Raw genomic sequence first — 24,269 nt, forward strand, 5'->3', positions numbered from 1 at the left:
TTAGTGCGAGACAGCGAGACAAAGACAGTACTGAAGTACGGCGAGGCGAGCTAACGAAGCAATAAAAGAGTTCTGAGCACATCCTAGCTTCTTCAAAGAAAATCGACATCAGACAAGGCAGTGAGACGCAGGCATAACTGTAGTTAGGCCAGTCGAAACTAACGCAGTATGAAGTCGATTTTCGTAGAAAACTAGCCGTTGGTACGCTTAACAGAGTACACCTCCGGCACACTCTTAATCTTATCCACAACCGTTGTCAACATAGACAAGTTTGGAATCCCAAAGGAAATGTGGATATTGGCAAATTTCATATCTTTGGTTGGTTGGGCATTGACGGTTGAGACCATCTTAGCTGTATTGGAGAGGACTTGGAGTACATCGTTCAGAAGTCCGGCACGGTTGAGACCGTAAATATCGATGTGAGCAATGTAGTCCTTGGTCGTATTGTTATCTTCCCATTCTACATCGATCAAGCGTTGCTCGTAGTTGTCTTGAGCTCGGAGGTTCATACAGTCCTGACGGTGAATGGCAACACCGCGTCCTTTGGTGATGTAGCCGACGATTTCATCACCTGGAACTGGATTACAACACTTAGCAATCCGAATCAAGAGTCCAGAAGCACCTTGGATAACCACGCCACCTTCGTGACGGACCTTCAGGGTGTCTTTTTTATTTTCAACCTTGACCTCGCCACCTTTGACTAGCTCTTCTGCTTCTGCGCGTGCCTTAGCCCGCTCTTCTTCCCGGCGTTCATCCTCCGTCAAGCGGTTAAAGATGGTAATAGCCCCAATCTCTCCAAAACCAATCGCCGCAAACAAGGCTTCTTCTGTCTTATAGCTTGATTTTTGTAGCACTTTGTCCATGTGCTTTTTGTTCATGAACTTATTGGCTACCAAGTCATGCTCGTGGAATTGGGCCATCAAGAGGTCCCGACCACGGTTAATCGACAATTCCTTGTCTTGATTTTTAAAGAACTGACGAATCTTGTTGCGCGCCTTGCTAGTTTTAACAAGTGTCAGCCAGTCACGGCTCGGACCAAAGGAGTTGGCGTTGGTGATAATCTCCACCTGGTCTCCCGTCCGAAGTTTGGTATTGAGGGGCACCATCCGGCCGTTGACCTTGGCACCAATCGCTTTTTCCCCAACCTTGGTGTGGATTTCATAAGCAAAATCGATCGGTCCAGAATCTTTCGGAAGCGAGCGCACGGTTCCATCTGGTGTGAAGACGTAAATCTCTTCTGCCAAGATGTCTTCTTTTACATTTTCAACAAATTCTTTAGCATCGCCTGACTGGTCTTGGAGTTCCATCATCTCCTTAATCCAGTTCATCCCAATAGCCGATTCCTTGCTGTTGACTTGACCCTTGATTCCTTTTTTATAGGCCCAGTGAGCCGCAACCCCGTACTCAGCAACCTCATGCATTTCCTTGGTTCGGATCTGGAACTCAATCGGTCCTTTAGGGCCGTATACAGTCGTATGGATGGACTGATAGCCATTGGCCTTCCTGTTGGCAATATAGTCCTTAAATCGACCCGGCATTGGCTTCCAGAGCTCATGGATATAGCCCAGCATGGCATAAACATCACTTGGAGTGTCCAGGATGCAGCGGATGGCAATCAAGTCATAGATTTCATCGAAGCGTTTCTTCTTATCCTGCATTTTGCGATAGATCGAATAGATATGCTTTGGTCGACCATAAATTTTCCCATGCAGATGGCGTTCCCCAGCATAGGTCTCGATCTTGTGGACAACCTCTTCGACCAACTCTTCTCGCTCGCGACGTTTTTCCTTCATCATATGAGAAATCTTGTAGAATTCTGTCTCATTCAAATAACGGAAAGACAAATCCTCCAGTTCCCATTTGACGCTGGAAATCCCGAGACGGTGGGCGAGTGGCGCATAGATCTCCATGGTCTCACGCGAAATGCGCTCTTGCTTATCCTTGCGCAAATGCTTGAGGGTACGCATATTATGCAAGCGGTCTGCCAATTTGACCAAAATGACACGAATATCTTGAGACATGGCCATGAGCATCTTGCGATGGTTTTCCGCCAACTGCTCTTCATGGGACTTGTACTTGACCTTCCCGAGCTTGGTCACCCCATCGACAATCACGCGCACATCATGACCAAATTCGCGCTCTAAATCATCTAAAGTCGCATCCGTATCTTCCACGACATCATGCAAAAAGCCGCAGGCGACCGTCACAGCATCCAGTTTCAGCTTGGCAAGGATCCCTGCTACTTGAATTGGGTGGATGATATAAGGCTCGCCAGACTGACGGAATTGCCCATTATGGCAATCAACCGCATAGACCAAAGCCTTTTGCACAAAAGCAACATCTTCAGGTGATAAATATTTTTTTGTAAGGGCAACGACTTGGTCCCCTGTTAAATTCTCTTCTTTCGGCATGTATTTTCTCCAGTTTCTTGGATACTATTTTAACACTTTTAGAAGCAGATGGGAACCAATGAAGCTACTTTAATATACGGATACTTCTCGAAGATCATTCTGGGATCCACCTTGCTTTCATCATTCTTGTAAAAAAACTAACGAAGCGATTCCTTCACTTCGTTAGTTCATTAATTCTGTGACAACACTCACGGCGCTGAGAGCGTAGAGTGGAGCTGTTTCTGCTCGAAGTATGCGAGGCCCAAGTCCTGCAAGGACTGCTCCTTTAGCTGTAAAACTTTTAATTTCTGCAGGGGATAAACCGCCCTCTGGTCCAAAGATAAAGAGTAGTTTACATCCAGCTTCTAAGCCTGTCAGCGACTGAATCAGAGCGGCCGCCTCGCCTTCTTTAGCTGACTCTTCATAGGCCACCACGATCCGGTCAAACTGGTCGAACTGAGCCAGAAAGTCTGCCTTTTTCTCAAAAAGGGTAATGCTTGGGACCAGATTTCGCTTACTCTGCTCGGCTGCTCCGAGGGCGATTTTTTCTAGTTTCTCGACCTTTTTACCCAATTTCTTGCCGTCCCACTTAGCAACGGACCAGTCTGCAGGGAAGGCCCAGATTTGGCTGGCACCGAGTTCCGTTACTTTCTGAGTGATGAACTCGAGCTTGTCTCCCTTGGGAAAGCCTGATGCGATGGTCACTTGGACTGGCAGTTCCACATTGTCAGCTAATTCCTCGATTAGCTCCAACTTACGGGCTTCTACATTTACCACGCGCGCCAAACGCTTGATCCCATCATCAAAGACCAAAGTCACCTCATCATCTTCTTTTAAGCGCATGACCTGAAACATGTGCTTGCTGGTCTCCTTGTCCTCTATGGTGACAGGTGAGCTAGCCAAACCTTTTACAAAATACTGCTGCATGCTAGCCTCCAATCACACCGGAGATATCCTTGGTCTTCTTGAAGACGCAGGCATTCCATTCCCCTTGGATCATGTGGGTTTCAAGGAAAAATCCAGCTGACTCAGCCGACTCACGCACCATGTCCCACTTGTCCTTGATAATGCCACTCATGATGAGATAACCTTCGTCCTTGACCAAGCGATAAGCATCATCTGTCAGATGGATAAGGATATCCGCCAAAATATTGGCTACGATGACATCCGCCTCAATCTCTACGCCTTTAAGCAAATCGCCTGGGGCTACATGGATGTTTTCCATACCAGGATTGAGCTCAATATTTTCCTGAGCCACACGAACCGCTACATCATCTAGGTCATAGGCAAAGATTTCCTTGGAACCTAGAAGTGAGCTAGCAATAGAAAGGACGCCTGAACCTGTCCCCACATCCAGCACTGTTTCGCCACCGCGAAGGACCTGCTCCAAGGCAAAGAGGCTCATCTTGGTTGTCGGGTGGGTTCCTGTTCCAAAGGCCATACCAGGATCCAGCTTGATAATCTTTTCTCCAGCAGTCGCTTCATAGTCTGTCCATGACGGCACGATAGTCAAGTCATGGGTAATGCGAGCTGGTTCATAGTACTTCTTCCAGTTGTCTGCCCAGTCTTCCTCAGCCAAGGCAGTCGTGCCCGTCTTGACCTCTCCTAGATCCATAAAATCCGTCAATTCTGCTAAGCGAGCCTGCAAATCCGCTTCAACCGCTGCTACATCAACCGTTTCCGGGTAGTAGGCCGTCACCACGATTTCTTCTTGCTGCTCGACCTCAGGAAAAATCTCACCAAAGCGGTCGACATTTCCCACATAGTCCATACTGTCTTCAATCGCAACCCCTTGGGCGCCTAACTCGATCAAGAGATTAGAGACCAGCTCTTCTCCCTCACGCTTCACTGTAACTTTTAACTCTTGCCATGTTTCCATCATTAAGATACCAAGCCCGTAAAACACAAAGCCAAAATAGGACACTCTCTGAAGACACTTGTGTCTAAGAGAAGTTTATCTTTTTGGCACAGTGTTTAGGGCGGGTTCAGTTTAGAAATTTAACCGAACCATCCTTTCTATTTCTCTATCAATTTTTTCATGTAGACCATATCCATGCCTTCTTTTTCAGGCTCGATATGGGTTTGATGGTAGCCATTCTTCTCGTAGAACGCGACCATGCCTGCATCCTGTAACACCGTACACAAATCCCATTGTCTAACGGTTGAAAATTCCTCTTCTAGCAAGCGCAATCCTTCAGATCCATACCCTTTTCCTTGATAGGGAGGTAAAATCGCCGCTGTTCCCAACCAAGCATTTGTTAACTCTTCATTGGTCTGAATTCGCAAAAAACCAATCTTGTCTTCGTTTTCTTTTACAAAGTAGTAATAGCTATTGGGCCGCTCAACTAATTTCCATTTGATTCGCTCGCGGTCCTCCAGATAAGGATCATACTCATCTTGGTATTTCTCATAGACCGCCTTAAAACTGGCTCTTTGAATCGTAATAATCGTTTCTAAATCTTCTGCTCTTGCTTTCTCAAGTGTTATCATAAACTTTCCTCCGCATAATCACGTACTCGTTCTTGCAATTGGGGAACAACTCGATCTGAAGTTAAAAACTCTTCAAAGCTCACTAACTTATAGCTCTGTCCTTCATCTCCAAAGTCAATGCGATCAAACTCTTCTTGGGCTAGATTGCCAACTAGAAAAACGAACTGTTTCGTCTCATCCAAGAGGCCAGGATAGATCCCAGACCAGATTACGTCATCTTTCGACAGTTGGATATTTAATTCTTCATAGACTTCACGCGCTACGCACTCAAAGGGGGTCTCATCCTCTTCACGGCCACCGCCCGGTAACTCCCACAGATTAGGTCAGGGAATAGTCTCTTTATCATCACGCAAGATGGTCAAAATTTGCCCATCACAAATCAAGGCAATTTTACAACCCGTAAATCCGAACCGTGCTTCTATGCAATCCTCAAGCATGAGCTTTCTCTCCTAATATCTTGGATAGGGATAAAAGGTGCTTTCTTCTAGGCCAACTTTGCCTTCTTCAAAAACTTCTTGGTTCCAGACGATCTCAAAGCTCTCTGCTTCTTCGTCTGCCAAGAAATCCATGAGCTCATCCAAGGCCAGCTCGGCTGTATCTCGAAGGAAAGTCGCAAAATAGGCTAGAAACTCACGAGACAAGCCTTTTTTAGGCTCATAAGGAATCGCTGTTAAATAGGCATCTTCCTCCACATGAGACTTGGCTGGATTGTAGAAGAGCACGGCTTCTTCAAAGAAGATATCCTCATCAGATTCTTCGCCTGCTTCATCAACCAGGGCAACCCCTCCCGTATTCTGTGCTTCCAAGAGAAAAGCCACTTCTACCGCATGGTTTTTCTTATCCCAATTGATCTCAAAATCAAAAGGAAAAACCTTGTCCATCTCCTCTTCTAAAACATCCAAAAATCCGTATTTAGACATAGCGTCCTCTTTCTAATTTCCCACTCTTAGAGCGGAATATGATACAATAGTTACTACAATCTTACCATAAAAACCGCCTCTTTGAAAGGAGACAAAGCTAGAAAGGAGAAGGAAATGCCCGACAATCTCGCACTCCGTATGCGACCACGAACGATCGATCAAGTCATCGGTCAACAGCACCTGGTTGGAGAAGGCAAAATCATTCGTCGCATGGTCGAGGCCAATCGTCTGTCCTCTATGATTCTCTATGGACCTCCGGGGATCGGAAAGACCAGTATTGCTTCTGCGATCGCAGGAACGACTAAGTATGCCTTTCGGACCTTTAATGCAACAGTTGACAGTAAAAAACGCCTACAAGAAATCGCAGAGGAGGCCAAATTTTCTGGTGGCTTGGTCCTGCTCTTGGACGAGATCCATCGCCTCGATAAAACCAAGCAAGATTTTCTCCTGCCTTTGCTCGAAAGTGGTCTTGTCATCATGATCGGTGCAACGACTGAAAATCCCTTTTTCTCTGTCACACCCGCTATTCGTAGCCGCGTACAAATCTTTGAGCTGGAACCGTTGACGACGGAGGAGGTCAAGCAAGCTCTAAAAACGGCGCTGGATGATCCCGACCGTGGCTTTGATTTTCCAGTCGTGCTCGATGAGGACGCTTTGGATTTCATCGCTACCTCAACCAATGGAGATCTTCGCTCTGCCTTTAATTCTCTCGATCTGGCGGTGCTGTCGACCTCTGAAAATGCAGAAGGAATTCGCCATATTACGCTAGAGATCATGGAAAACAGTCTCCAGCGCAGCTACATCACCATGGACAAAGATGGAGACGGCCACTACGACGTGCTCTCTGCTCTGCAAAAATCTATCCGTGGTTCGGATGTCGATGCTAGTCTCCACTATGCCGCTCGTTTGATCGAAGCCGGAGATCTACCCAGCCTAGCTCGTCGCTTGACTGTCATCGCTTATGAGGATATCGGTCTGGCCAATCCAGATGCGCAGATTCATACGGTAACAGCCCTTCAAGCAGCTGAGCGCATCGGCTTCCCTGAAGCACGCATTCTCATCGCCAACATCGTCATCGATCTAGCCCTTTCGCCAAAATCTAACTCAGCCTACGTTGCCATGGACAAGGCGCTGGCTGATCTTAGAAGTTCTGGCAACCTTCCTATTCCTCGCCACCTCCGCGATGGTCATTATGCCGGAAGCAAGGAACTGGGAAATGCGCAAAACTATAAATACCCCCACAACTACCCTGGCAACTGGGTCAATCAGGACTACCTGCCAGACAAGCTCAAACACGCCTCCTACTTTATTCCCAATGAAAATGGCAAGTACGAGCGTGCTCTCGGAGCCACCAAGGAGAAGATTGATCAATTTAAGAAAAAGTGACATCGGTTTCAAAAAATTGAGATTTTCCCTTGAAATATTTTCAAAATGTGGTATCATATACATATAGAAACGCTGTGGTGTACGACTTCACACTTAAGTGTTGACCGACTATTTTTTGTATTATTAGGGAAACAAAAGACTTCTGGCAGTATGCAGGCCGTTTCACGCGGAAGCAGCTAAGTCAGAGCGAGTTGCCCACCTGCTTAATTGCGCGGGTTCAATACAAATCGTGAAGTTTCGGCACCAATACAGCTTTTTATATTTGCCTCCTTAGCTCAGTTGGTAGAGCAGTAGACTCTTAATCTATGGGTCACAGGTTCGAGCCCTGTAGGGGGCATCTAAATCAACAGGAAAAAGCCTTGATTTATAAGGCTTTTTTGCTTGTCTATAACTGATTTGCCCCATCATTTGCCCCACATTTTTTTATGAGCAATCTTTCCAAACATCTCTAATTTGATTAAATTCTTCAAAAATTTTCTCTTCTAAAGTGTGTCCATATACTTCTACTAACATTGAAATATCTCTATGCCCTAGAATTTTTGCAATAACTCCAAGGTCAAATCCTTTGTGCCAGAGGTGGCTTCCATAGGTATGACGTGCTCCTTTTGTCGTGATAATTGGATAAATATCTAATTCATTTAAAAGAACACTCAAAGCTTTATTGACACTTGCAATATCTGGTACCAAGTGAATATATCCATAATGCTGAAAAATCATTTTATACCTATTCTTGATTCCTAGCTCTTTATTAGCCTTCTCCTGTTCAATTTTTAGGACTTGTAATATCTTAATACATTCTTCGTCTATCGGTACCATCCGAATAGACGTTTTATTTTTTGGAGGGACAAATTTATGAGAAAGGGTATTAAACCTCCTATATGTTTCTAGCAGTCCTCTGTCAAAGTCAACTTCATTCCAAGTTAACGCTATTAACTCTCCAAACCTCATGCCTGTTTTTAATAGAAAATAGACAATATAAGGAACAATTGAACGTTGGTAATCAAATTTTCTCTTTACTGCTAAAAGTAAATCCAGATAGTCCCTTTCTGTATGTAAATATTTCTCTTCTGTCATCTGTTGTTCTTTGGATGAAAATAACTCGACATGTTGTGTAAAATCATCAATTAGAACTTTGTCGGCAATTGCCATTTGGATGCTCTGATGAATCCCAGTATTCAATCTACCAAGAAAATTTCTACCAACTGTTTGCCCATACTTATTCATAATTCTTTGGTAGTCACTCGCACGAATTTGAGTGACTTTTTTATTTCCAAATAATCTTTCAATTGTGTTTTTACGGAGAAGATATTTTCTCTTTGTCTCTTCCGACCTACTACTCGGAAGAATTTTTAGTTCAAGCCATTCTTGATACAGATCTACAAGAGAAATATCTCTAGAAATTCTTTTTCCTAAACGAAGTTCTTGCAGAATCGGTTCAGCTTCTGACTCTGCAAGTTTTTTTGTTTTAAAACCGCTATTATGAACAACAGTTTTTCCTTCGTTACGAATTTCATAGGTCCATAAATTACTATCTCCTCGCTTTCGATAACGAACACTTGCCATATTACGCCACCTCAGTTCCTAGAATCTCATTTACAACACTTTTTGGAACAACCATCAAACGTTTGCGATTATAAAATGTATAGCCTCGTGAGACAAGTAATTCTCTTGCCTGATGAATGATATCATTTGCTGTATGAGGGCGATAGCCCATTTCAATTAATTCTTTGTTACTAATTAAATTATTGTCCATAGTTATCCTCCTTATTTATTTTCTAAATTCAGAAACTCGCCTACAAGTAGTTGTAAATCTGCATTTAATTTAGGGAGATTCTGTATTAATACTTCTTTTAGTTCTTCCGCAAATTGATTCGTTTCTTCTCTCAATAGTTTGCGGACTCTTGTTTTTTTCTTTTTGATGCTGTCTGATTTTAAATTTGGAAAAGCCAATGATAACAGTTCAGGATTGTTGAGAAAGATAATTGTAAATGCTCTTTGCTCCACTCGAATATGTTCTAGCTTATAAAATCCGAAATTATCAAGTCGATTCATAACATCTTGGACCATCTCCTCACCAATCGCTTTGGTTCTGAGTTGGAACTCTAGTCTCCACCAAAACGGATTTACAGCCAAATCTAGCTTCTCTTCGCGCTTGTGAGCAATGATTTCTTTATTCTTATCATATAACCTAACTTGTACATTACTACCGCTAGAACCCCAATATTTCGTCTCTAATTCGCCCCCTCTACCGTAGAAGACCTTATGGGTAACACCACCTTTAATATGTTGCAAATTAACGATTTCAGGCCTGTTGAAAATGTCAAATGCCAAATCAAAACGAGACAAACGTACCGTCAATGAATTCAATCTGGCAAAGTACATTAATTGCCTCCATACTTTCATTCCATCAAATTCTTTTAAAGTGTTAGGATTGAAATCAATCCGAATCAATTGTTCACCTCCATAAGTGGATAATTGAAAAAATATAATATTGATTGAATCATACTCATTAAGATCCTTAGCTAAAGTAAAGACATCATCTCGCACGTTATCATGTATTTCAAATGCGTCAACTCTTGTACTTATTGCCTGTTTCAGATTTTTGAAAATTCGTCTTAGGGAACCAGTGTCTGTATCCCAGATAACCGTTAATCTATCAATACTGACATCTAACCTCTGTACTAATTCTCCTACATCACATTGTTCTTGAATGCTTCTTAAATCTTGTATAGAAACCAACAAAATTGTCCCCCCTTCTTTTTGATTTTTTAGGTCTCAGAAACACCGTCAAATCAACGTTTGCTCGTTCCGTCGTTCTTTGGGCGTTGCCCTAAGTGTACCTTTTTGCTGGCTGTTAGAATAGCCAGCTTTTGCTTGGCTAGAAATTGTCTGGACGGCAGTCTGCAGGACTTCGCCTGACTTCCCGTCAGGCTCGTCCCTTGTCCTTGTCCACACAATTTCTAGCTCCAAGGCTTCGAATAGTCATAAGTCATAGTCTCGTCCTCAACTTCCTCCCCACTCACCAATCCTAAACTTACGAGCTATTTTGTATTATTTATAACTTATTTATAAGTTATAAATATATTTTATAAAAAATATTTTAATTAGTCAACTAAAAACTTGATTTGTAAGTTTATAGGTGATAAAATAAGTTAAAAATAAAAATAGGAGTTTCCCATGACCTTTATTATTCAAAATTTTGGACCCAATTTGGCACGACTACGCATAGAAAAAGGAGTAAGCCAAACTCAACTAGCTGAAGATTTAGGAATCGGTAAACAGTCCATCTCTGATTACGAAAAACAAAAAAGCTATCCTACCTTTGCAAATTTGGATAAGATAGCAGAATATTTTAATGCAACTCCAACCCAACTCTTTGGAACGAGTAAAGAGATTGAGTTAGAAAAGAGTGTTCTTGAATCGAATGAATACTCTGATAAAGTAAGTGAAATCTTAAAAGCTGTTAAATACATCGAGCATTTCCTACATACTGATGGACAGTACTTAGAGGATTTACTTTACCTAACAAGAGGCAACCAACTATACACAGAAGATGGAAAAGAGTTGTATATTGATCCAACTTCTCAGAAAAGAACACTTCATACCCAATATGAACCTGGTTTTATTGAAGCAAGAGATAAATCTCCACTAGAGCTCTTAATTGAAAATAAGGACCTATTAGATTAAAAAAAGCGAGGATATGTACTGATCCCAAAAGTTAGATTTTTTCTGTCTAACTTTTGGGGTGCAGTACATTTTCAACTCTCTTATTTATTTTCTTATCTCACATAATTACTTCACATATCCAGGCTCATCAAATTCATTTTTTTCAATAACATATGCCACATTTGCATCCTTATTGATCAAAGAACATATATCTATTAAACTACAAAAGCTCTCTGACCGCAAAATTCCGTTAATTTACAACCTTATTCCTACTTTCTATTTTACTTTTCTGACAGATAAGATTATAATAAGAAGTATTTATTTTCGGAGGTTTTTATGTCATTTCTATCAAAAAATTGGGCAGGACTGTTAGTCTGTCTGATCATTTCTATCATCTCTTGGGTTTTAGGAGGCTTTCTGCCTGTTGTGGGAGCACCTGTTTTCGCCATTTTTATCGGAATGATTCTCTACCCCTTTCTCACTCCCTATAAACAACTGGATGCTGGTTTGACTTATAGCTCCAAAAAATTGCTTCAGTATGCTGTTATCTTACTTGGTTTTGGACTCAATATCTCTCAAGTTTTCGCAGTTGGAAAATCTTCCCTTCCTGTCATCCTTTCGACTATTTCTATCGCTTTAATTATTGCTTTCTTTTTCCAACGATTTTTTAACATGGATACAAAGCTAGCTACCTTGATTGGGGTAGGCTCTTCTATCTGTGGCGGTTCTGCCATTGCAGCGACTGCTCCTGTTATTCACGCCAAGGAAAAAGAAGTAGCCCAAGCCATTTCTGTTATCTTTTTCTTCAATGTCTTGGCAGCTCTTATCTTTCCAACTCTAGGTTCTTGGCTCCATCTCTCCAACGAAGGTTTTGCTCTCTTTGCGGGTACTGCGGTCAACGATACTTCCTCTGTAACAGCCACAGCTAGCGCCTGGGATAGTCTGTATCATACCAATACTCTAGAATCTGCAACCATTGTCAAACTGACTCGTACCTTAGCTATTATCCCTATTACTCTCTTCCTCTCCTATTGGCAAAGCCGTCAACAAGACAACAACCAAGGAGTAAAGCTTAAAAAAATCTTCCCCGTTTTCATTCTCTACTTCATCCTAGCTTCTCTGCTAACTACCGTCCTTACTTCTTTTGGTGTTAGCAATAGCTTCTTTTCACCTCTCAAACAGCTCTCCAAATTCCTCATCATCATGGCTATGAGTGCTATTGGTCTCAAAACTAACCTCGTTGCTATGATCAAATCCAGTGGAAAATCCATTCTTCTTGGAGCCCTTTGCTGGATTGCTATCATCCTGACTAGTCTTGGCATGCAATTACTCATCGGTATTTTCTAAGAAAAAAGGGAGCCTAAAGGCTACCTCAGAACGTAGACAGACGTCATTTTTGGCGTTTGTCTTTTTGTATGTTCAAAGATATTTTGTCTTATCATCTACTATTCCATCCAAAAATCTGATTTAAAGCAAAATAAAAAGGGATATTCCCTATCCATTTCGATAATTTTTTCATTAATTTGTTTTTCCATTTTATCCTCCGATTAGTCTCGCACTGATATTTATTGATAACAACACTATATTTCTAGTATAGCATAATCATTAGATATTATAGGTTTTCAAACCAAATGAGAGTCATTCGTTTTTGCCCCATTTTTAAATCATGACATTGGAAATACCTAAAAGTACTTCCCTAAAATCACTTATATTTCAATATTTTTAATTACTCTCAATATGAAAATCCTTTCCAAATCCATGCAGGGGGCATCTAAATCAACAGGAAAAAGCCTTGATTTATAAGGCTTTTTTGCTTGTCTATAACTGATTTGCCCCATCATTTGCCCCACATTTTTTTATGAGCAATCTTTCCAGACATCTCTGATTACGAAAAACAAAAAAGCTATCCTACCTTTGCAAATTTGGATAAGATAGCAGAATATTTTAATGCAACTCCAACCCAACTATTTGGAACTAGTAAAGAGATTGAGTTAGAAAAGAGTGTTCTTGAATCTAATGAATACTCTGATAAAGTAAGTGAGATTTTAAAAGCTGTCAAATACATCGAAGATTTTCTAGAAACTGATGGACAGTACTAAGAGGATTTACTTTACTTAACAAGAGGCAACCAACTATACACAGAAGATGGAGATGAGTTGTATATTGATCCAACTTCTCAGAAAAGAACACTTCATAACCAATATGAACCTGGTTTTATTGAAGCAAGGGATAAATCTCCACTAGAACTCTTAATTGAAAATAAGGAATTGTTTGATAAATAGAAAAAGCGAGGATAACCTCGCTTCAGATTGAAGTTAAAATCTTTAGAAGACACTTTTATAAGGACTTTGTCTTCAATCTGTGAAAAGGAGTGAAAACTCCTTTTCTTTTTGTAAGTCAGACTGAAACTTCCAAATTGTTTATTTATTTTATTGACATTTTCTATAAAAATAAGTACAATAGTTTTATTAGAAAACTATACTATATAGGGGGTATTGAAATGAAATTTTCTAATCGTTTACTGCTATTCCTTGCAGGAGTTGTTTTTGTCCTTTTAGGACTTTTCCTATTTACAAACCCAGTAGCTAATCTTGTTGCTTACAGCTGGTGGATTTCATTTGGTTTACTGGTTTCTTCTATAGCAGCTATTTTAGGCTATTTCTCTGCACCAAAAGAGCTTCGCTCACCTGTTTATCTTTTCCAAGGATTTGTTAGTCTTCTCTTAGCTCTTTACCTCGTTGCTTATGGTTTTGTGACCCTGCCGGTCGTCATTCCGACCATTGTAGGAATTTGGTTAATTGTAGAAGCCATTATTGCTTTCTTTAAAGGCATTCGTCTAGGATTGATTTTCCCTATTATTGGTAGCAATATCACGTGGGTAGCCTTGCTTGAATTTTTACTAGGTCTAGTGATTCTGTTCAATCCAGTGGCTACAGGTGTCTTTGTCGTTTATGTCATTGCCTTTTCATTTTTAGTTACTGGCTTCACCTACATTATTGAGGCCTTTCGTAAATAGTCTAGTTGCTATTTCTATCGCATTCAAAAAAGCTGGGAAATCATATTCTCAGCTTTTTCGTCTCTTTAATTATCACTTTTTCGCATTCCATTCTACGTAGAAATTTGTTTTTCCATTTTATTCTCCAATTTGATCTCGCACTGACATTTATTTATAACAAAACTATATATCTAGAATAGCATAATCATTAGGTATTATAGGTTTTCAAACAAAATACGAGTCATTCGTTTTTGCCCCGCTTTTGCCCCATTTTTAAATCCTGACATTGAAAATACCTAAAAGTATTTCCCTAAAATCAGCTATATTTCAACATTTTTGTTTATTTTCAATATGAAAAGTTCTTACAAATCCATGTAGGGGGTATCTAAATCAACAGGAAAAAGCCTTGATTTATAAGGCTTTTTTGCTTGTCATTTTGTTTTTTGTACCAAATTTTGTACCAAATAATTTATATTCACCAAATTAGAGAGTCTCATCCAAAGACTCGTTATTTATCTCACACTCGTTTTCGTCGAAAAAACCACCGCAAGGGTGGTTCTTTTTTATCAATCGTCAAATACTCCGCCTGTGAGTTGGTACATGAGATAAATGTGTTCCAGGACTTTTACTTTATCCATGTAATCCACATCTTTAAAGCCTCCTAATGCCAAGAGCGGGACAAAACCGAAACATTGGTTATAAGACAGAGCACCATGTTTTGATACAGCTTGTCTATATAAATCCAGTTCAAAGTTATCAGTCACATATGAGTTATCTAAATACTGAAGGAAATATTTCAAGCTCTTTATAATAATGTCGCAGTCTTGAAGGTTATATTTTACAATACCAACAAATTCATTCTCTTCCCAAGTAATAATATCTCCAAATGCTGTTACGAACATAGGAAAAAGAAGTAAGGAACTATTCATAATAATAGCCGTAGCAAATCTTTGCATTTTTGTCTTATCTTTTTTAAGATAGTACTATTAAAAAAAGAAAAGGTGAAAATCATGGAAACATATACACTTGCAAATGGGGTTGCTATTCCTAAAATTGGTTTTGGAACTTGGCAAATTGCTGAAGGCGAAGAAGCCTATAACAGCGTTAGCTTCGCACTTAAGGCGGGTTACACACATATTGATACCGCACAAATTTACGGTAACGAGGTTTCCGTAGGTAAGGCGATTGCTGATAGTGATTTGGCACGTGAGGATATTTTCCTAACCACCAAACTTTGGAATGATAAGCACGATTACGAGTTGGCTAAGACTTCTATCGATGAGTCTCTCGAAAGACTTGGTGTGGATTATTTGGATCTTTTGCTTATCCATTGGCCTAATCCAAAGGCGCTTCGTGAGAATGATGCTTGGAAGGCTGGCAATGCGGGTGCATGGAAGGCTATGGAAGAAGCCTACAAAGAAGGTAAGGTGCGTGCTATCGGTGTGTCAAACTTTATGCAACATCACCTAGAAGCTCTTTTTGAAACAGCTAAAATTGTTCCACATGTCAATCAAATCCTCTTGGCTCCAGGTTGTGACCAAGAAGACTTAGTTGACTATTGCCAAGAGCGCGATATCCTTCTTGAAGCCTATAGTCCACTAGGTACAGGTAGCATTTTTGGAAATGAAGATGTTGAAGCAGTGGCTGAACGTAACGGTAAATCTGTGGCACAAATTGCTCTGCGTTGGAGCCTCCAAAAAGGTTTCTTGCCACTACCTAAGTCTGTGACACCTAAAAATATAAAAGGTAACTTGGATATCTTCGACTTCGACTTATCAGAGGAAGATATGGCAGTCTTGGATAAGATTCAAGGCACCAAAACTCAGAATGATCCTGACACAGTTAATTTTTAATAGGATTTTAAGCAACTCGTCAGGGTTGCTTTTTAGCGTGTTTCTTTAGATTTGCTATGATGAAACTATCATTTTTTATTTATAGATGGGAGTTACGTAATGGAGTCTCGAAATCTTTTGCCTCAGAATACACGTACTTCATTATCAATCATCAAACACTCCGCCTGTAATCTGGTACATGAGGTAAATGTGCTCCAAGATTTTGACAATTCGCGCCACATGAAATTATTTAAGCATATCCTTTTCTCTCATTACCATTTTCTGTTATAATGAATTGTATTTCTAAAATAGAAAGGTATTAATATGACAACTCTTATTAAACATAAACGTGTAGAATTTTCAGAACTTTTTTATGACCTAGTTTTTGTTTTTGCAATTTCAAAAGTAACTACTTTAATTGAGCATCTTCATAACGGTATTTTGACTTGGAATTCTTTCCTTGATTTTTTCATAGCTGTCTTGTTTCTCACCGATTCCTGGATGATTCAAACCCTTTATACCAATCGCTATGGAAAGAACTCTTTATTTAACATGGTAATCATGTTTATCAAAATGGGAATTTTACTCTTTATAGCCAATATGATGGGACCTGATTGGCAACAATATTTTCATTATCTCTGTTGGGCTATTGGTACATTAACCTTTACCTTATTTTTACAATATTTGGTTGAATTTTTTAGAAAATCAACCGATAATGCTAATCGGGAAAGTATCAAAGGTTTTCTATGGATAACAGGTCTAGGAAGTTTAGGATACTATCTAGCAACTCTTCTTCCTATTTACGTTGGGGTCTCTATCTTATTTGCTAGTATTCTGCTAACATTTATTATGCCAATTATCTTGCTTAGTAAAGATAAGCATTACCAGGTAAATCTCCCCCATTTAATCGAGCGCATCTCCCTTCTTGTCATTATTACGTTTGGAGAGATGATTATGGGGCTAGCTAACTTCTTTACAATCGAGAATTTCTCGATTTATTCGGTTCTTTATTTCATAATTATGATTTCTCTGTTCTTGTTTTATTTTGGTCAATTCGACCATGCTATTGATCAAAAATCTAATCAAAAGGGACTATTTCTAATTTACAGTCACTATCCTATTTTCATTGGGCTTATGATGATGACTGTATCGATGAGTTTTCTTCTGAATCCTGAAGCTAATCGTCTCTTTGCAACCAGCTTCTCTTATATCGGATTTGGCCTCTTTCAAGCTGCTGTCCTAGTAAATGGGCCCCATAACAAACACTATCTTCGCTATTCGAAAAGTTACTACTGTGTCCAAGCGACACTCTATCTGGCTGCCTTGATTCTCTCTTTAATCTTTGCTTCTAATCCTATAATAGTAGTGAGTATAACAACCATTTTAGCTCTAGCTATAGCCACTCATTTTATTTATTTTTATATGACACAGAATAAAAAATATTCCAAATCTAACTGGGGGTTCTTTTAATGAGTTTATAACATAAAAAAGCTTTGGGAACCAAGGCTTTATATGATATCAATCACCGACCACGAAAATGTTTAGCTTACAGAACTGCTAGTGAAGCTCTAGAGGATGAGTTCGAGTAAATGTTGCACTTATTCTTGCAATTTATCATTTACTTGATGCACGAACTCGATATTTTTTTCGTTAATTTGTTTTTGCCCCACTTTTGCCCCATTTTTAAATCCTGACATTGAAAATACCTAAAAGTATTTCCCTAAAATCAGCTATATTTCAACATTTTTGTTTATTTTCAATATGAAAAGTTCTTACAAATTCATGTAGGGGGCATTTTTTTATGCACAAAAAGCCTTGAAAACCACTCAAGGCTTTTTTGTTTATTTAAGACAAATGGATTTGTACCACCTCTTCTGTATAAACTAGAAAATACATCTTTACTTTCATTCAGAGATTTTAATACGATAAGTGTAAAAACTATCTGCGAGTAAACCACATTTCAAAAATTAACAAACTAAAGAATATATCTTGCTTTATCTTTTAAATCTTAGTATTATAGATTTAAAACTTTAGGAATAAGCCTATGTACTGACAAATAAAATTCCCGTATTCCAATTTATCGTGATGGTAACAAATTACGTAATAATTTTCTAAAAGAAAGATATAAAATGAACGAAAGTATCTTAATTTCAAATCTTACCAAAAAATTTAAAGACAAAACAGCACTCAAAGAAATTAGTTTCTCAATAAATAGTGGAGAAATATTTGGTTTTTTAGGACCATCTGGTGCTGGCAAAACTACGACAATCAATATTTTAACTGGTCAGTTACCACCTGATGAAGGAGAGGTTAAAATATTAGGAAAGGATTGCGCCCAATTAACCTCTGACGACTTTTTAGAATTGGGAATTATGAGTGATAATGTAGGTTTCTATGATAGACTGTCTCTGTACGATAATCTTTTATTTTTTGCTAAATTCCACAGTGTAGAAATATCATATCTAGATCATTTATTAAAGCGATTGAAGTTATATGATGATCGATTTAATAAAGCAGAGAAGTTATCAACCGGAATGAAACAAAGAATGTTGTTAATTCGGGCGATTCTACATTCACCAAAAGTAATTTTTTTAGATGAACCAACTTCTGGAATGGATCCAACCCTATCTCAAATCGTTCATGAACTACTACTTGAAATAAAAAACTCTGGGGCAACTATTTTTTTAACAACTCATAACATGGATGAAGCGACCAAGTTATGTGATTCAATCGCTTTACTTCATGAAGGAAAAATCGTCGAACAAGGTTCGCCTCGAGAGATTATTGATAAGTACAGCCAGACTGATAAGGTTAAAATAAGCTATTTTGATGGAAGAGAGATTATTGTTCCTAAAGAGGAGGCTTATAAATATCTAGGAGAGAACACTAAAACAATTAATACTCTGGAAACAAGCCTTGAGAGTATCTTTATTCAATTAACAGGAGACAAATTATAATATGCTTAAACGATTTTTTAGTTTATTATGGTTACGGTATAGATACCTTCTTCATAACAAAATCATTCTATTTGTATGTGTATTCACACCAATAGTCGACTTCTCACTTTTAAACTTTGTGCCAGACGTTCGTGGTTCAATCTTTTTAATGAATATGGCGATTATTACCATCTATAGTCTGACCGCTGGAACCTTTACTACACTAATCATCAGTGAAGAAAAAGATAAAAAGAATTTAAGAACGTTAATTTTAACAGGAGTCAAAACTCCAGAGTATATTTTTTCTACAGTCTTATTTCCATTTCTATTTTCAATTATAGGTGTTTGGGTGATGCCTATTACTTTTGGTATCTCAATACCTAATCTTGCTCTATATTCAGTAGTAACCTTCCTTACGATACTTTGTTTTATATTGGTCAACTTTGCTATAGCTTTGTTCTGTAAAAATCAAACACAAGCCTCTGCCGTGAGTCTAATATTCTATCTTGTCATTATGACTCTCCCTATGTTTTCGAGCATAAATAAATTTGCTAAATTATTAACAGATTTTTCTCTATTAGGAGCGCATAATCAATATTTTAATGATATCTCTGCCTTCAATCTTTATAATATACAAATTTTAACATTGTTACTTTGGATCATGTTAATGTCCGCACTTGTATATACGGGATTCGTCTGGAATAAGAAACATTGAGATGATGTAAGCAATTTATCGGGCCTAGGTTACTGATAAAATAATTTTTGCCACACTTTTGCCCCATTTTTAAATCATGACATTGAAAATACCTAAAAGTATTTCCCTAAAATCACTTATATTTCAATATTTTTAATTACTATCAGTATGAAAATTCTTTCCAAATCCATGCAGGGGACATCAAACTTCAACAGTAAAAGCCTTGGTTTACAAGGCTTTTTTGCTTGTCTCAAAAGTATTTGGCTCATATTTTTATACACTATAATGTAGCGTACGAAGTTAGAACATCCTGCATCATTGTTATTCCATTTAAAATAAAAAAGCACCTTTGAACCCTAGCAAACATTTGACAGTTCTTGCCTGAATCCGCTATGATAAGGGTACTTGAAATTCCAAGTTTTCGTTACATCTTAAATGTAAGGAGTCCAAAATGAAAATCTATTATTCAAAATATGTCGGATATGGCTTTTTGGCTTTTGCCTGTGCGATCTTTGTCCACTTAGCTTTTTTATCGGTCCTAGGTTTTGAGGGTTTTCCAAAAATCACTTTTATCACTCTCATTCAGATCCTTTTATTGTTAATTGCGGTCTATGCAACCATTGCTGGGATCAAAAGGCTGACTAATCGTCAGATCGCCTTTGAACTGACTTCTGATGGGATCCATGCTTATCAGGGAGTGATTCTGACAAAAGATATCTTTATTCCCAAGGAAGATTTGGTAACTGCAGCTTATAAAGAGGTCGATGTTAGTGACCCCGATCACCAAAATAGTAAGAGTTATTTCATCGAATTTCAACTGAGGGACAATACAGCACTAGAAAATCTCTCAAAATCGAATGTCATCATTAACACAGAGCACCATACCGTAAAACTCTTCGTCAATCTTTGTAAATTTAAGGAAGAAGATTGGCAAGATCTTTCCAAGTACTTGACGGACGAATACCGAATAACCGTTTTATAGCAAAGAAAAGAGAGTGGGACAGAAATCGGTAATTCGTTAGAATTCGATTTCGTCGTCCCACCTCCGCACAGTTGAGTAGGGCTGTAAAAGCTGATGAAATCAGCGTAGTAGAGCCCACTCAACCACTGCGTCTTGCTCGACAATCCAAAAACAATTGAGAGGCTAGGACTTTTGTCCCAACCTCTTTTTAACTGCTCTTAGTTCCCCATTTTTCCTTTGGGTACGAGCAGATAGAAAAATAGCAAATTCAATCCAAATACGGCAACAAAGAGCGCTAATTGAGTGGCATCGACCGTTTGTTTCTCGGTCAAATCTTGGATCAGCTTTGTATAATAATAACCTGGGAAAGCCCGTTGTAGCTTGCCAACTAAGTCCATAAATCCTCCACTTGCACCAAGCGTATCAAAGGGAATAATGGTCATAGCGGCCAAAATAATGATAGGAAAGCCAATGGTATCAATCGTCTTGGCATCTACTCTTACCCCAAGGACAAAGCCAATCACGCTAAAGTAGATCCCCATCAAGGATAAGAGGAAAAATTGTACCAACAGGCTAGTCGTCACTGGAAAGCGAAAACCTAGAACAGCAACTACTAGTACTGCTAAAAAGATCAAGCTGTTCAAAATCAGTTGTACGATCGATTGATCCCATAAATAGTTCTTGACACTATAGCTTGTAAAATGGGATTCAAAAGAATAAAACCCGATATCTGAGGCGATCCGCTTACTAAAGGTTGCAAGGCTATTGCCAATGACCCCGATAAATACGGCAATGCCTAATAAAATACTTGGCGAAACCCCTTTTTGAAGCTGATCAAAGAAGATATACCAGCCTATGGGTAAAATAATGGTGAATAATACAAAGCGCTTATTTCGTAAAACTTGTTTTAATTGAATCTTTTTCATGCTTGTTCCCCTCCTTTATTCATCTCTTCTCGGAAATACTGCTCAATGGTTTGACCATCCTGGTGAATGTCCTCGACAGACTTTGTGGCAGCAATTCGACCATCTTTTAAAATCAGGACTTTTGTAAAAAAGGCATCGATTTGGTTAAAATCATGGGTCACCACAACAGATGTAAACTCTTGCTGCTCCAGTAATTTCCAAAAATTATCCACTGCTTCCAAGTCCATGCCAGTCGTTGGCTCATCTAAAAAAATCAACTTTGGATGATTCAAAATAGTTACCAACAAGGACAAGCGTCTCTTTTGACCACCGGAAAGACTGCCCACCATCTGCTCTCTTGATTCTCTCAATTCGACCATCTCTAAGAGTCCATTGATATCAGCCTGCTTCAGCTGATTCATCCGGCTTTTTAATTCGACGAATTCAGCGACGGTTAGATCCTCGATGAGCAGATCCCCCTGAGGCATCATCCCAATTTCTCTTTGAAAATCAAGCGAAGTCTTTATCGTCCCCGAATCGGCCTGGAGCTGTCCAGCGATAATATTGAACAGGGTGCTTTTACCTGCCCCATTATTTCCCAGCAAGGCAATTTTATCTCCTTCTTCTATCGAAAAAGACACTCCCTTTAATACAGCTTTTTCCTTAAATGATTTTGTAATAGATGCTACCTGAAACATACGATCCCTCTTTTCTTATTGATCTTGTGTACAGTATACTTCAAAGGGACAGGCTTTGTGGCTCTCTGTCAGAATCGGTCAGAAAATCGTCGCGAATGGTCAAAAAAGAGGCTGGGACAAAAGTCCTAGCCTCTCAATTATTTTGGATTGTCGAGCAAGACGCAGTGGTTGAGTGGGCTCTACTACGCTGATTTCATCAGCTTTTACAGCCCTACTCAACTGTGAGGAGGTGGGACGACGAAATCGAATTCTAACGAATTACCGATTTCTGTCCCACTCTCTCTTCCATTATTCCTTCCAAAAGGTCAGGCTCTGAGTAAATCGGTAGTTTGAACTCTTGGTAGACACTGTCGTTTTGGGATACTTTTCCAGTAATTGTTGGATCTTGTACAAGCCAAGACCGCGGCCCTCTCCTTTACTCGAGTAGTCTTTTTCAAAAATTCTCGCCAGATCTATTTTTTCAGCTTTTGTACTATTTTCAACGATTAAGATGAGGGAGTTTGTTTCCTGAAGCATGGCAAGGGTCAGCTGGGGGTCCTCTGATTCAAGACTCGCTTCAATAGCATTGTCACAAAGGATGGATAAGAAGGTGATGAAATCTAAAACCTCGATGAATAAATCACGAACAGGTTCATCGATCTCGACAGAGATCCCAATCCCTTTATTTTGAGCTTCCAATAATTTTGCGGACAGAACACTTTTTACAGCTGGATTTTCTATGTGACTGAGTTTGGCAATATCAAACTTACTATTGTAAAATTGCTGGCCACTCTCTCGAAGAACATTCTCATAGACTTCCCTGATCGCATTGAGGTCTTCGTGCTCAATACTTAATTTGAGACTGGTTAAAATATTCAGGTAATCATGACGAAAGGCACGAATCTCCCCATAGAGCATTTCGACGTGTTGGCTATAGGTGGCTAACTCCTGCAGTTGCCTATCTTTTTGCTCTAGAATCTCTTGTTTCAATCGTTCTTTGGACACTGCATTGAAATACAAGAGCATCACAAAAAACAAAATCAGATAAATACTATTTAACTGTTCCCGTAAAGCATCTGCATGAGGAATAGCATCCTCAAAAACCACCAGACCTACAACACTGAGCAAATACACAAACATGGAAAGATCCATTGGGAGTAGGAAACGATTAAAATACTGCCGTTGAAACCCTACTTTTAAATCTGTAAAATCTAGTTTTAACAATTTAGTGATTCCTATATAAACAGGAAAGACCAGCAATTCAAGTAGAGCATCATACCAGCTGACAGATGCCTCATGAACAAGTACGATCCCTAACATTGGAAAGACATAAAAGGCTAAGAGACGCCCAATGAGACTCTCCATGACAACCGGATAGAGCCCATAAAAAATATTCAAAAGGTGTCGTATGTTACGATTTCGGTAGAAACTATAGGCAATAAATACTAAGAAATAGCCAAAAAAGCCTACCGGTGGTACAAGGGTAAAGATAATTGCAAAGAAGAAGGGGCACAAAAAGAGCCAGCGCAAGGTGAACTCTTGTCTACTGATATGACGATAGATCAGCATGCTGACGAAGAACTTTAGGTAAGACATTAGAATATCTAACAGCAATTCTTTCTCCCTTCTATTTTTTCAAAGCTTCCAGTAAGCCTCTGTACTTGGTCCGTGAGATCAAGCAATTGTCCCCATTTTCAAAAAAAGCTTTCTTGGCTTCTTTATCAATCTTCGTAATATTTTGCGGATTCACCACAAAGGAGCGGTGGCACCGATACAAGCGGGGATCTGCTTTTTCGATATCGGCAATACTAGCGTAAAATTCCAAGCGCTCTTCCTGGGTGTGTAAAATGACCTTGTGAATGGTTGGAGACGTTTCAACATACAAAATCTTATTAAAAGGAACTTGTACACGCGCCATCGCACTCTCAAACGTAAAGGCATCTTGCGCAATCGTGGTCCCAGCTTGCTCCAAGGTATAATCGATGGCTGAGCTGATTCTCTCTTTGAACTCTTCCTCACCCAGCGTTTTATCGATAAAATCCAAGGCAGCCACTTTGTACTGAAAGGTAATGGGCATAAATTCAGAGTGAGTGGTGACAAAGACAATGGTCGCATGGGGATCTTTCTTACGAATCTCTTTTGCGATCTCCAGCCCCTTTTTCTCCTCACCTTTAATCTCGATATCTAAAAAGAATAGGTGATGGGCGCCTCTCTCTGTGATAGCATCCAGCAACTGGCTTGACTTCCCAAACACTTCTGGCGCTTTGCATTGCAAGAATTTTTGACGGATGAGATCCTGCAAGACCGCTTCGATACGCGATTGTTGGATCCATTCATCTTCTAACACAAAAATCTTCAACAAAGTCCTCACTCCTTCCCCTCTACGAATATGTTCTATTTTACCATAAATGATGCCT

At 39.4% G+C, this 24,269-nt stretch carries 22 protein-coding genes, 1 tRNA gene, 1 other RNA gene and 3 pseudogenes; 12 read left to right on the forward strand and 15 right to left on the reverse strand.

Going from position 1 to position 24,269, the window contains the following annotated elements; all coding sequences use genetic code 11:
• Positions 1-191: 191 nt before the first annotated feature.
• From RDV49_RS00965 to RDV49_RS00990, 6 genes and pseudogenes are all read right to left on the reverse strand, one after another.
• The gene (locus RDV49_RS00965) at positions 192-2,411 is read right to left on the reverse strand and encodes a RelA/SpoT family protein (protein ID WP_003009899.1); all 2,220 of its coding nucleotides are present in this window, start codon (positions 2,409-2,411) and stop codon (positions 192-194) included.
• Between the two features lie 162 nt (positions 2,412-2,573).
• Entirely contained in the window at positions 2,574-3,317 is a 744-nt protein-coding gene (locus RDV49_RS00970) for a 16S rRNA (uracil(1498)-N(3))-methyltransferase (protein ID WP_003009896.1), read from the reverse strand.
• Between the two features lies 1 nt (position 3,318).
• Complete coding sequence (gene prmA / locus RDV49_RS00975; RefSeq protein ID WP_155106233.1) at positions 3,319-4,269, reverse strand: 50S ribosomal protein L11 methyltransferase; 951 nt, start codon at positions 4,267-4,269, stop codon at positions 3,319-3,321.
• A 137-nt stretch (positions 4,270-4,406) separates the two neighbouring features.
• Positions 4,407-4,880, reverse strand: a complete 474-nt coding sequence (locus RDV49_RS00980; RefSeq protein WP_003009888.1) for a GNAT family N-acetyltransferase — start codon at positions 4,878-4,880, stop codon at positions 4,407-4,409.
• A pseudogene (locus RDV49_RS00985) lies at positions 4,877-5,317 on the reverse strand (NUDIX hydrolase). Before RDV49_RS00985 ends, RDV49_RS00980 begins: the two are co-directional and overlap by 4 nt.
• Positions 5,318-5,329: 12 nt before the next feature.
• Positions 5,330-5,800 (reverse strand): DUF3013 family protein, encoded by a 471-nt coding sequence (locus RDV49_RS00990; RefSeq protein WP_003009881.1) that lies wholly within the window; start codon positions 5,798-5,800, stop codon positions 5,330-5,332.
• Positions 5,801-5,914: 114 nt separating this feature from the next.
• Here RDV49_RS00990 and RDV49_RS00995 point away from each other — a divergent pair, with 114 nt between their 5' ends.
• The 3 genes from RDV49_RS00995 to RDV49_RS01005 all read left to right on the forward strand — a co-directional run bounded on the left by RDV49_RS00995 (position 5,915) and on the right by RDV49_RS01005 (position 7,523).
• Positions 5,915-7,186, forward strand: a complete 1,272-nt coding sequence (locus tag RDV49_RS00995; RefSeq protein ID WP_037608262.1) for a replication-associated recombination protein A — start codon at positions 5,915-5,917, stop codon at positions 7,184-7,186.
• Between the two features lie 66 nt (positions 7,187-7,252).
• A non-coding RNA gene (gene ssrS / locus RDV49_RS01000) (6S RNA) lies at positions 7,253-7,445 on the forward strand.
• A 5-nt stretch (positions 7,446-7,450) separates the two neighbouring features.
• Positions 7,451-7,523: transfer RNA gene (locus RDV49_RS01005), tRNA-Lys, on the forward strand.
• Between the two features lie 86 nt (positions 7,524-7,609).
• Here RDV49_RS01005 and RDV49_RS01010 read toward each other — a convergent pair.
• The 4 genes from RDV49_RS01010 to RDV49_RS01025 are packed head-to-tail and all read right to left on the reverse strand — an operon-like array spanning position 7,610 to position 10,156.
• Positions 7,610-8,749, reverse strand: a complete 1,140-nt coding sequence (locus RDV49_RS01010) for a tyrosine-type recombinase/integrase (RefSeq protein WP_310744360.1) — start codon at positions 8,747-8,749, stop codon at positions 7,610-7,612.
• A gap of 1 nt (position 8,750) precedes the next feature.
• Positions 8,751-8,939 (reverse strand): DUF3173 domain-containing protein, encoded by a 189-nt coding sequence (locus RDV49_RS01015; protein ID WP_000369785.1) that lies wholly within the window; start codon positions 8,937-8,939, stop codon positions 8,751-8,753.
• Positions 8,940-8,950: 11 nt separating this feature from the next.
• Positions 8,951-9,928, reverse strand: coding sequence for a hypothetical protein (locus RDV49_RS01020; RefSeq protein ID WP_003009866.1), 978 nt, complete (start codon positions 9,926-9,928; stop codon positions 8,951-8,953).
• A gap of 45 nt (positions 9,929-9,973) precedes the next feature.
• A complete protein-coding gene (locus RDV49_RS01025; RefSeq protein WP_003009863.1) occupies positions 9,974-10,156 on the reverse strand; it encodes a hypothetical protein in 183 nt (60 codons plus the stop codon).
• A 207-nt stretch (positions 10,157-10,363) separates the two neighbouring features.
• Between RDV49_RS01025 and RDV49_RS01030 the strand changes: the two genes are divergently transcribed.
• The 4 genes and pseudogenes from RDV49_RS01030 (at position 10,364) to RDV49_RS01045 (ending at position 13,868) form a co-directional block, all read left to right on the forward strand.
• Positions 10,364-10,873: a helix-turn-helix domain-containing protein gene (locus RDV49_RS01030; RefSeq protein ID WP_003009860.1), complete on the forward strand. Its 510-nt coding sequence runs from the start codon at positions 10,364-10,366 to the stop codon at positions 10,871-10,873.
• 315 nt (positions 10,874-11,188) lie between these two features.
• Positions 11,189-12,199 carry a YeiH family protein gene (locus RDV49_RS01035; RefSeq protein ID WP_003009857.1) on the forward strand — a complete coding sequence of 337 codons (1,011 nt, stop codon included), beginning with the start codon at positions 11,189-11,191 and terminating at the stop codon, positions 12,197-12,199.
• Between the two features lie 518 nt (positions 12,200-12,717).
• Positions 12,718-13,134 (forward strand): annotated as a pseudogene (locus tag RDV49_RS01040) (helix-turn-helix domain-containing protein).
• 218 nt (positions 13,135-13,352) lie between these two features.
• Positions 13,353-13,868: an HdeD family acid-resistance protein gene (locus RDV49_RS01045; RefSeq protein WP_000672741.1), complete on the forward strand. Its 516-nt coding sequence runs from the start codon at positions 13,353-13,355 to the stop codon at positions 13,866-13,868.
• A 545-nt stretch (positions 13,869-14,413) separates the two neighbouring features.
• On the opposite strand, the pseudogene RDV49_RS01050 reads toward RDV49_RS01045, so the two are convergent.
• Positions 14,414-14,755 (reverse strand): annotated as a pseudogene (locus RDV49_RS01050) (T6SS immunity protein Tdi1 domain-containing protein); the annotation flags it as partial.
• 102 nt (positions 14,756-14,857) lie between these two features.
• Here RDV49_RS01050 and RDV49_RS01055 point away from each other — a divergent pair.
• The 5 genes from RDV49_RS01055 (at position 14,858) to RDV49_RS01075 (ending at position 20,291) form a co-directional block, all read left to right on the forward strand.
• Positions 14,858-15,700 (forward strand): aldo/keto reductase, encoded by an 843-nt coding sequence (locus RDV49_RS01055; RefSeq protein ID WP_016466258.1) that lies wholly within the window; start codon positions 14,858-14,860, stop codon positions 15,698-15,700.
• A gap of 303 nt (positions 15,701-16,003) precedes the next feature.
• Complete coding sequence (locus RDV49_RS01060) at positions 16,004-17,149, forward strand: low temperature requirement protein A (protein ID WP_003009842.1); 1,146 nt, start codon at positions 16,004-16,006, stop codon at positions 17,147-17,149.
• Between the two features lie 659 nt (positions 17,150-17,808).
• Entirely contained in the window at positions 17,809-18,636 is an 828-nt protein-coding gene (locus RDV49_RS01065) for an ABC transporter ATP-binding protein (RefSeq protein ID WP_003009839.1), read from the forward strand.
• Between the two features lies 1 nt (position 18,637).
• A complete protein-coding gene (locus RDV49_RS01070; protein WP_003009836.1) occupies positions 18,638-19,330 on the forward strand; it encodes an Rv2686c family ABC transporter permease subunit in 693 nt (230 codons plus the stop codon).
• Between the two features lie 430 nt (positions 19,331-19,760).
• The gene (locus RDV49_RS01075) at positions 19,761-20,291 is read left to right on the forward strand and encodes a hypothetical protein (RefSeq protein WP_003010706.1); all 531 of its coding nucleotides are present in this window, start codon (positions 19,761-19,763) and stop codon (positions 20,289-20,291) included.
• Positions 20,292-20,488: 197 nt separating this feature from the next.
• Here the strand turns inward: RDV49_RS01075 and RDV49_RS01080 are convergent, their stop codons facing one another.
• From RDV49_RS01080 to RDV49_RS01095, 4 genes are all read right to left on the reverse strand, one after another.
• The gene (locus tag RDV49_RS01080) at positions 20,489-21,196 is read right to left on the reverse strand and encodes a hypothetical protein (RefSeq protein WP_003010655.1); all 708 of its coding nucleotides are present in this window, start codon (positions 21,194-21,196) and stop codon (positions 20,489-20,491) included.
• Positions 21,193-21,873, reverse strand: a complete 681-nt coding sequence (locus RDV49_RS01085; protein WP_003010654.1) for an ABC transporter ATP-binding protein — start codon at positions 21,871-21,873, stop codon at positions 21,193-21,195. Before RDV49_RS01085 ends, RDV49_RS01080 begins: the two co-directional genes overlap by 4 nt.
• Positions 21,874-22,161: 288 nt before the next feature.
• Entirely contained in the window at positions 22,162-23,448 is a 1,287-nt protein-coding gene (locus RDV49_RS01090; protein ID WP_037608252.1) for a sensor histidine kinase, read from the reverse strand.
• 31 nt (positions 23,449-23,479) lie between these two features.
• Positions 23,480-24,214: a response regulator transcription factor gene (locus RDV49_RS01095; RefSeq protein WP_037608250.1), complete on the reverse strand. Its 735-nt coding sequence runs from the start codon at positions 24,212-24,214 to the stop codon at positions 23,480-23,482.
• Between the last annotated feature and the right edge of the window lie 55 nt (positions 24,215-24,269).

It is taken from the genome of Streptococcus parasanguinis, assembly GCF_031582885.1.
Taxonomy (GTDB): Bacteria; Bacillota; Bacilli; order Lactobacillales; family Streptococcaceae; genus Streptococcus; species Streptococcus parasanguinis_M.

What these genes read in the sequence shown, in the direction of transcription:
- RDV49_RS00965 (WP_003009899.1), bottom strand. Translation starts at nt 2,411, where the DNA reads ATGCCGAAAGAAGAGAATTTAACAGGGGACCAAGTCGTTGCCCTTACA.
- RDV49_RS00970 (WP_003009896.1), bottom strand. Translation starts at nt 3,317, where the DNA reads ATGCAGCAGTATTTTGTAAAAGGTTTGGCTAGCTCACCTGTCACCATA.
- prmA (WP_155106233.1), bottom strand. Translation starts at nt 4,269, where the DNA reads ATGGAAACATGGCAAGAGTTAAAAGTTACAGTGAAGCGTGAGGGAGAA.
- RDV49_RS00980 (WP_003009888.1), bottom strand. Translation starts at nt 4,880, where the DNA reads ATGATAACACTTGAGAAAGCAAGAGCAGAAGATTTAGAAACGATTATT.
- RDV49_RS00990 (WP_003009881.1), bottom strand. Translation starts at nt 5,800, where the DNA reads ATGTCTAAATACGGATTTTTGGATGTTTTAGAAGAGGAGATGGACAAG.
- RDV49_RS00995 (WP_037608262.1), top strand. Translation starts at nt 5,915, where the DNA reads ATGCCCGACAATCTCGCACTCCGTATGCGACCACGAACGATCGATCAA.
- RDV49_RS01010 (WP_310744360.1), bottom strand. Translation starts at nt 8,749, where the DNA reads ATGGCAAGTGTTCGTTATCGAAAGCGAGGAGATAGTAATTTATGGACC.
- RDV49_RS01015 (WP_000369785.1), bottom strand. Translation starts at nt 8,939, where the DNA reads ATGGACAATAATTTAATTAGTAACAAAGAATTAATTGAAATGGGCTAT.
- RDV49_RS01030 (WP_003009860.1), top strand. Translation starts at nt 10,364, where the DNA reads ATGACCTTTATTATTCAAAATTTTGGACCCAATTTGGCACGACTACGC.
- RDV49_RS01035 (WP_003009857.1), top strand. Translation starts at nt 11,189, where the DNA reads ATGTCATTTCTATCAAAAAATTGGGCAGGACTGTTAGTCTGTCTGATC.
- RDV49_RS01045 (WP_000672741.1), top strand. Translation starts at nt 13,353, where the DNA reads ATGAAATTTTCTAATCGTTTACTGCTATTCCTTGCAGGAGTTGTTTTT.
- RDV49_RS01055 (WP_016466258.1), top strand. Translation starts at nt 14,858, where the DNA reads ATGGAAACATATACACTTGCAAATGGGGTTGCTATTCCTAAAATTGGT.
- RDV49_RS01060 (WP_003009842.1), top strand. Translation starts at nt 16,004, where the DNA reads ATGACAACTCTTATTAAACATAAACGTGTAGAATTTTCAGAACTTTTT.
- RDV49_RS01065 (WP_003009839.1), top strand. Translation starts at nt 17,809, where the DNA reads ATGAACGAAAGTATCTTAATTTCAAATCTTACCAAAAAATTTAAAGAC.
- RDV49_RS01070 (WP_003009836.1), top strand. Translation starts at nt 18,638, where the DNA reads ATGCTTAAACGATTTTTTAGTTTATTATGGTTACGGTATAGATACCTT.
- RDV49_RS01075 (WP_003010706.1), top strand. Translation starts at nt 19,761, where the DNA reads ATGAAAATCTATTATTCAAAATATGTCGGATATGGCTTTTTGGCTTTT.
- RDV49_RS01080 (WP_003010655.1), bottom strand. Translation starts at nt 21,196, where the DNA reads ATGAAAAAGATTCAATTAAAACAAGTTTTACGAAATAAGCGCTTTGTA.
- RDV49_RS01085 (WP_003010654.1), bottom strand. Translation starts at nt 21,873, where the DNA reads ATGTTTCAGGTAGCATCTATTACAAAATCATTTAAGGAAAAAGCTGTA.
- RDV49_RS01090 (WP_037608252.1), bottom strand. Translation starts at nt 23,448, where the DNA reads ATGTCTTACCTAAAGTTCTTCGTCAGCATGCTGATCTATCGTCATATC.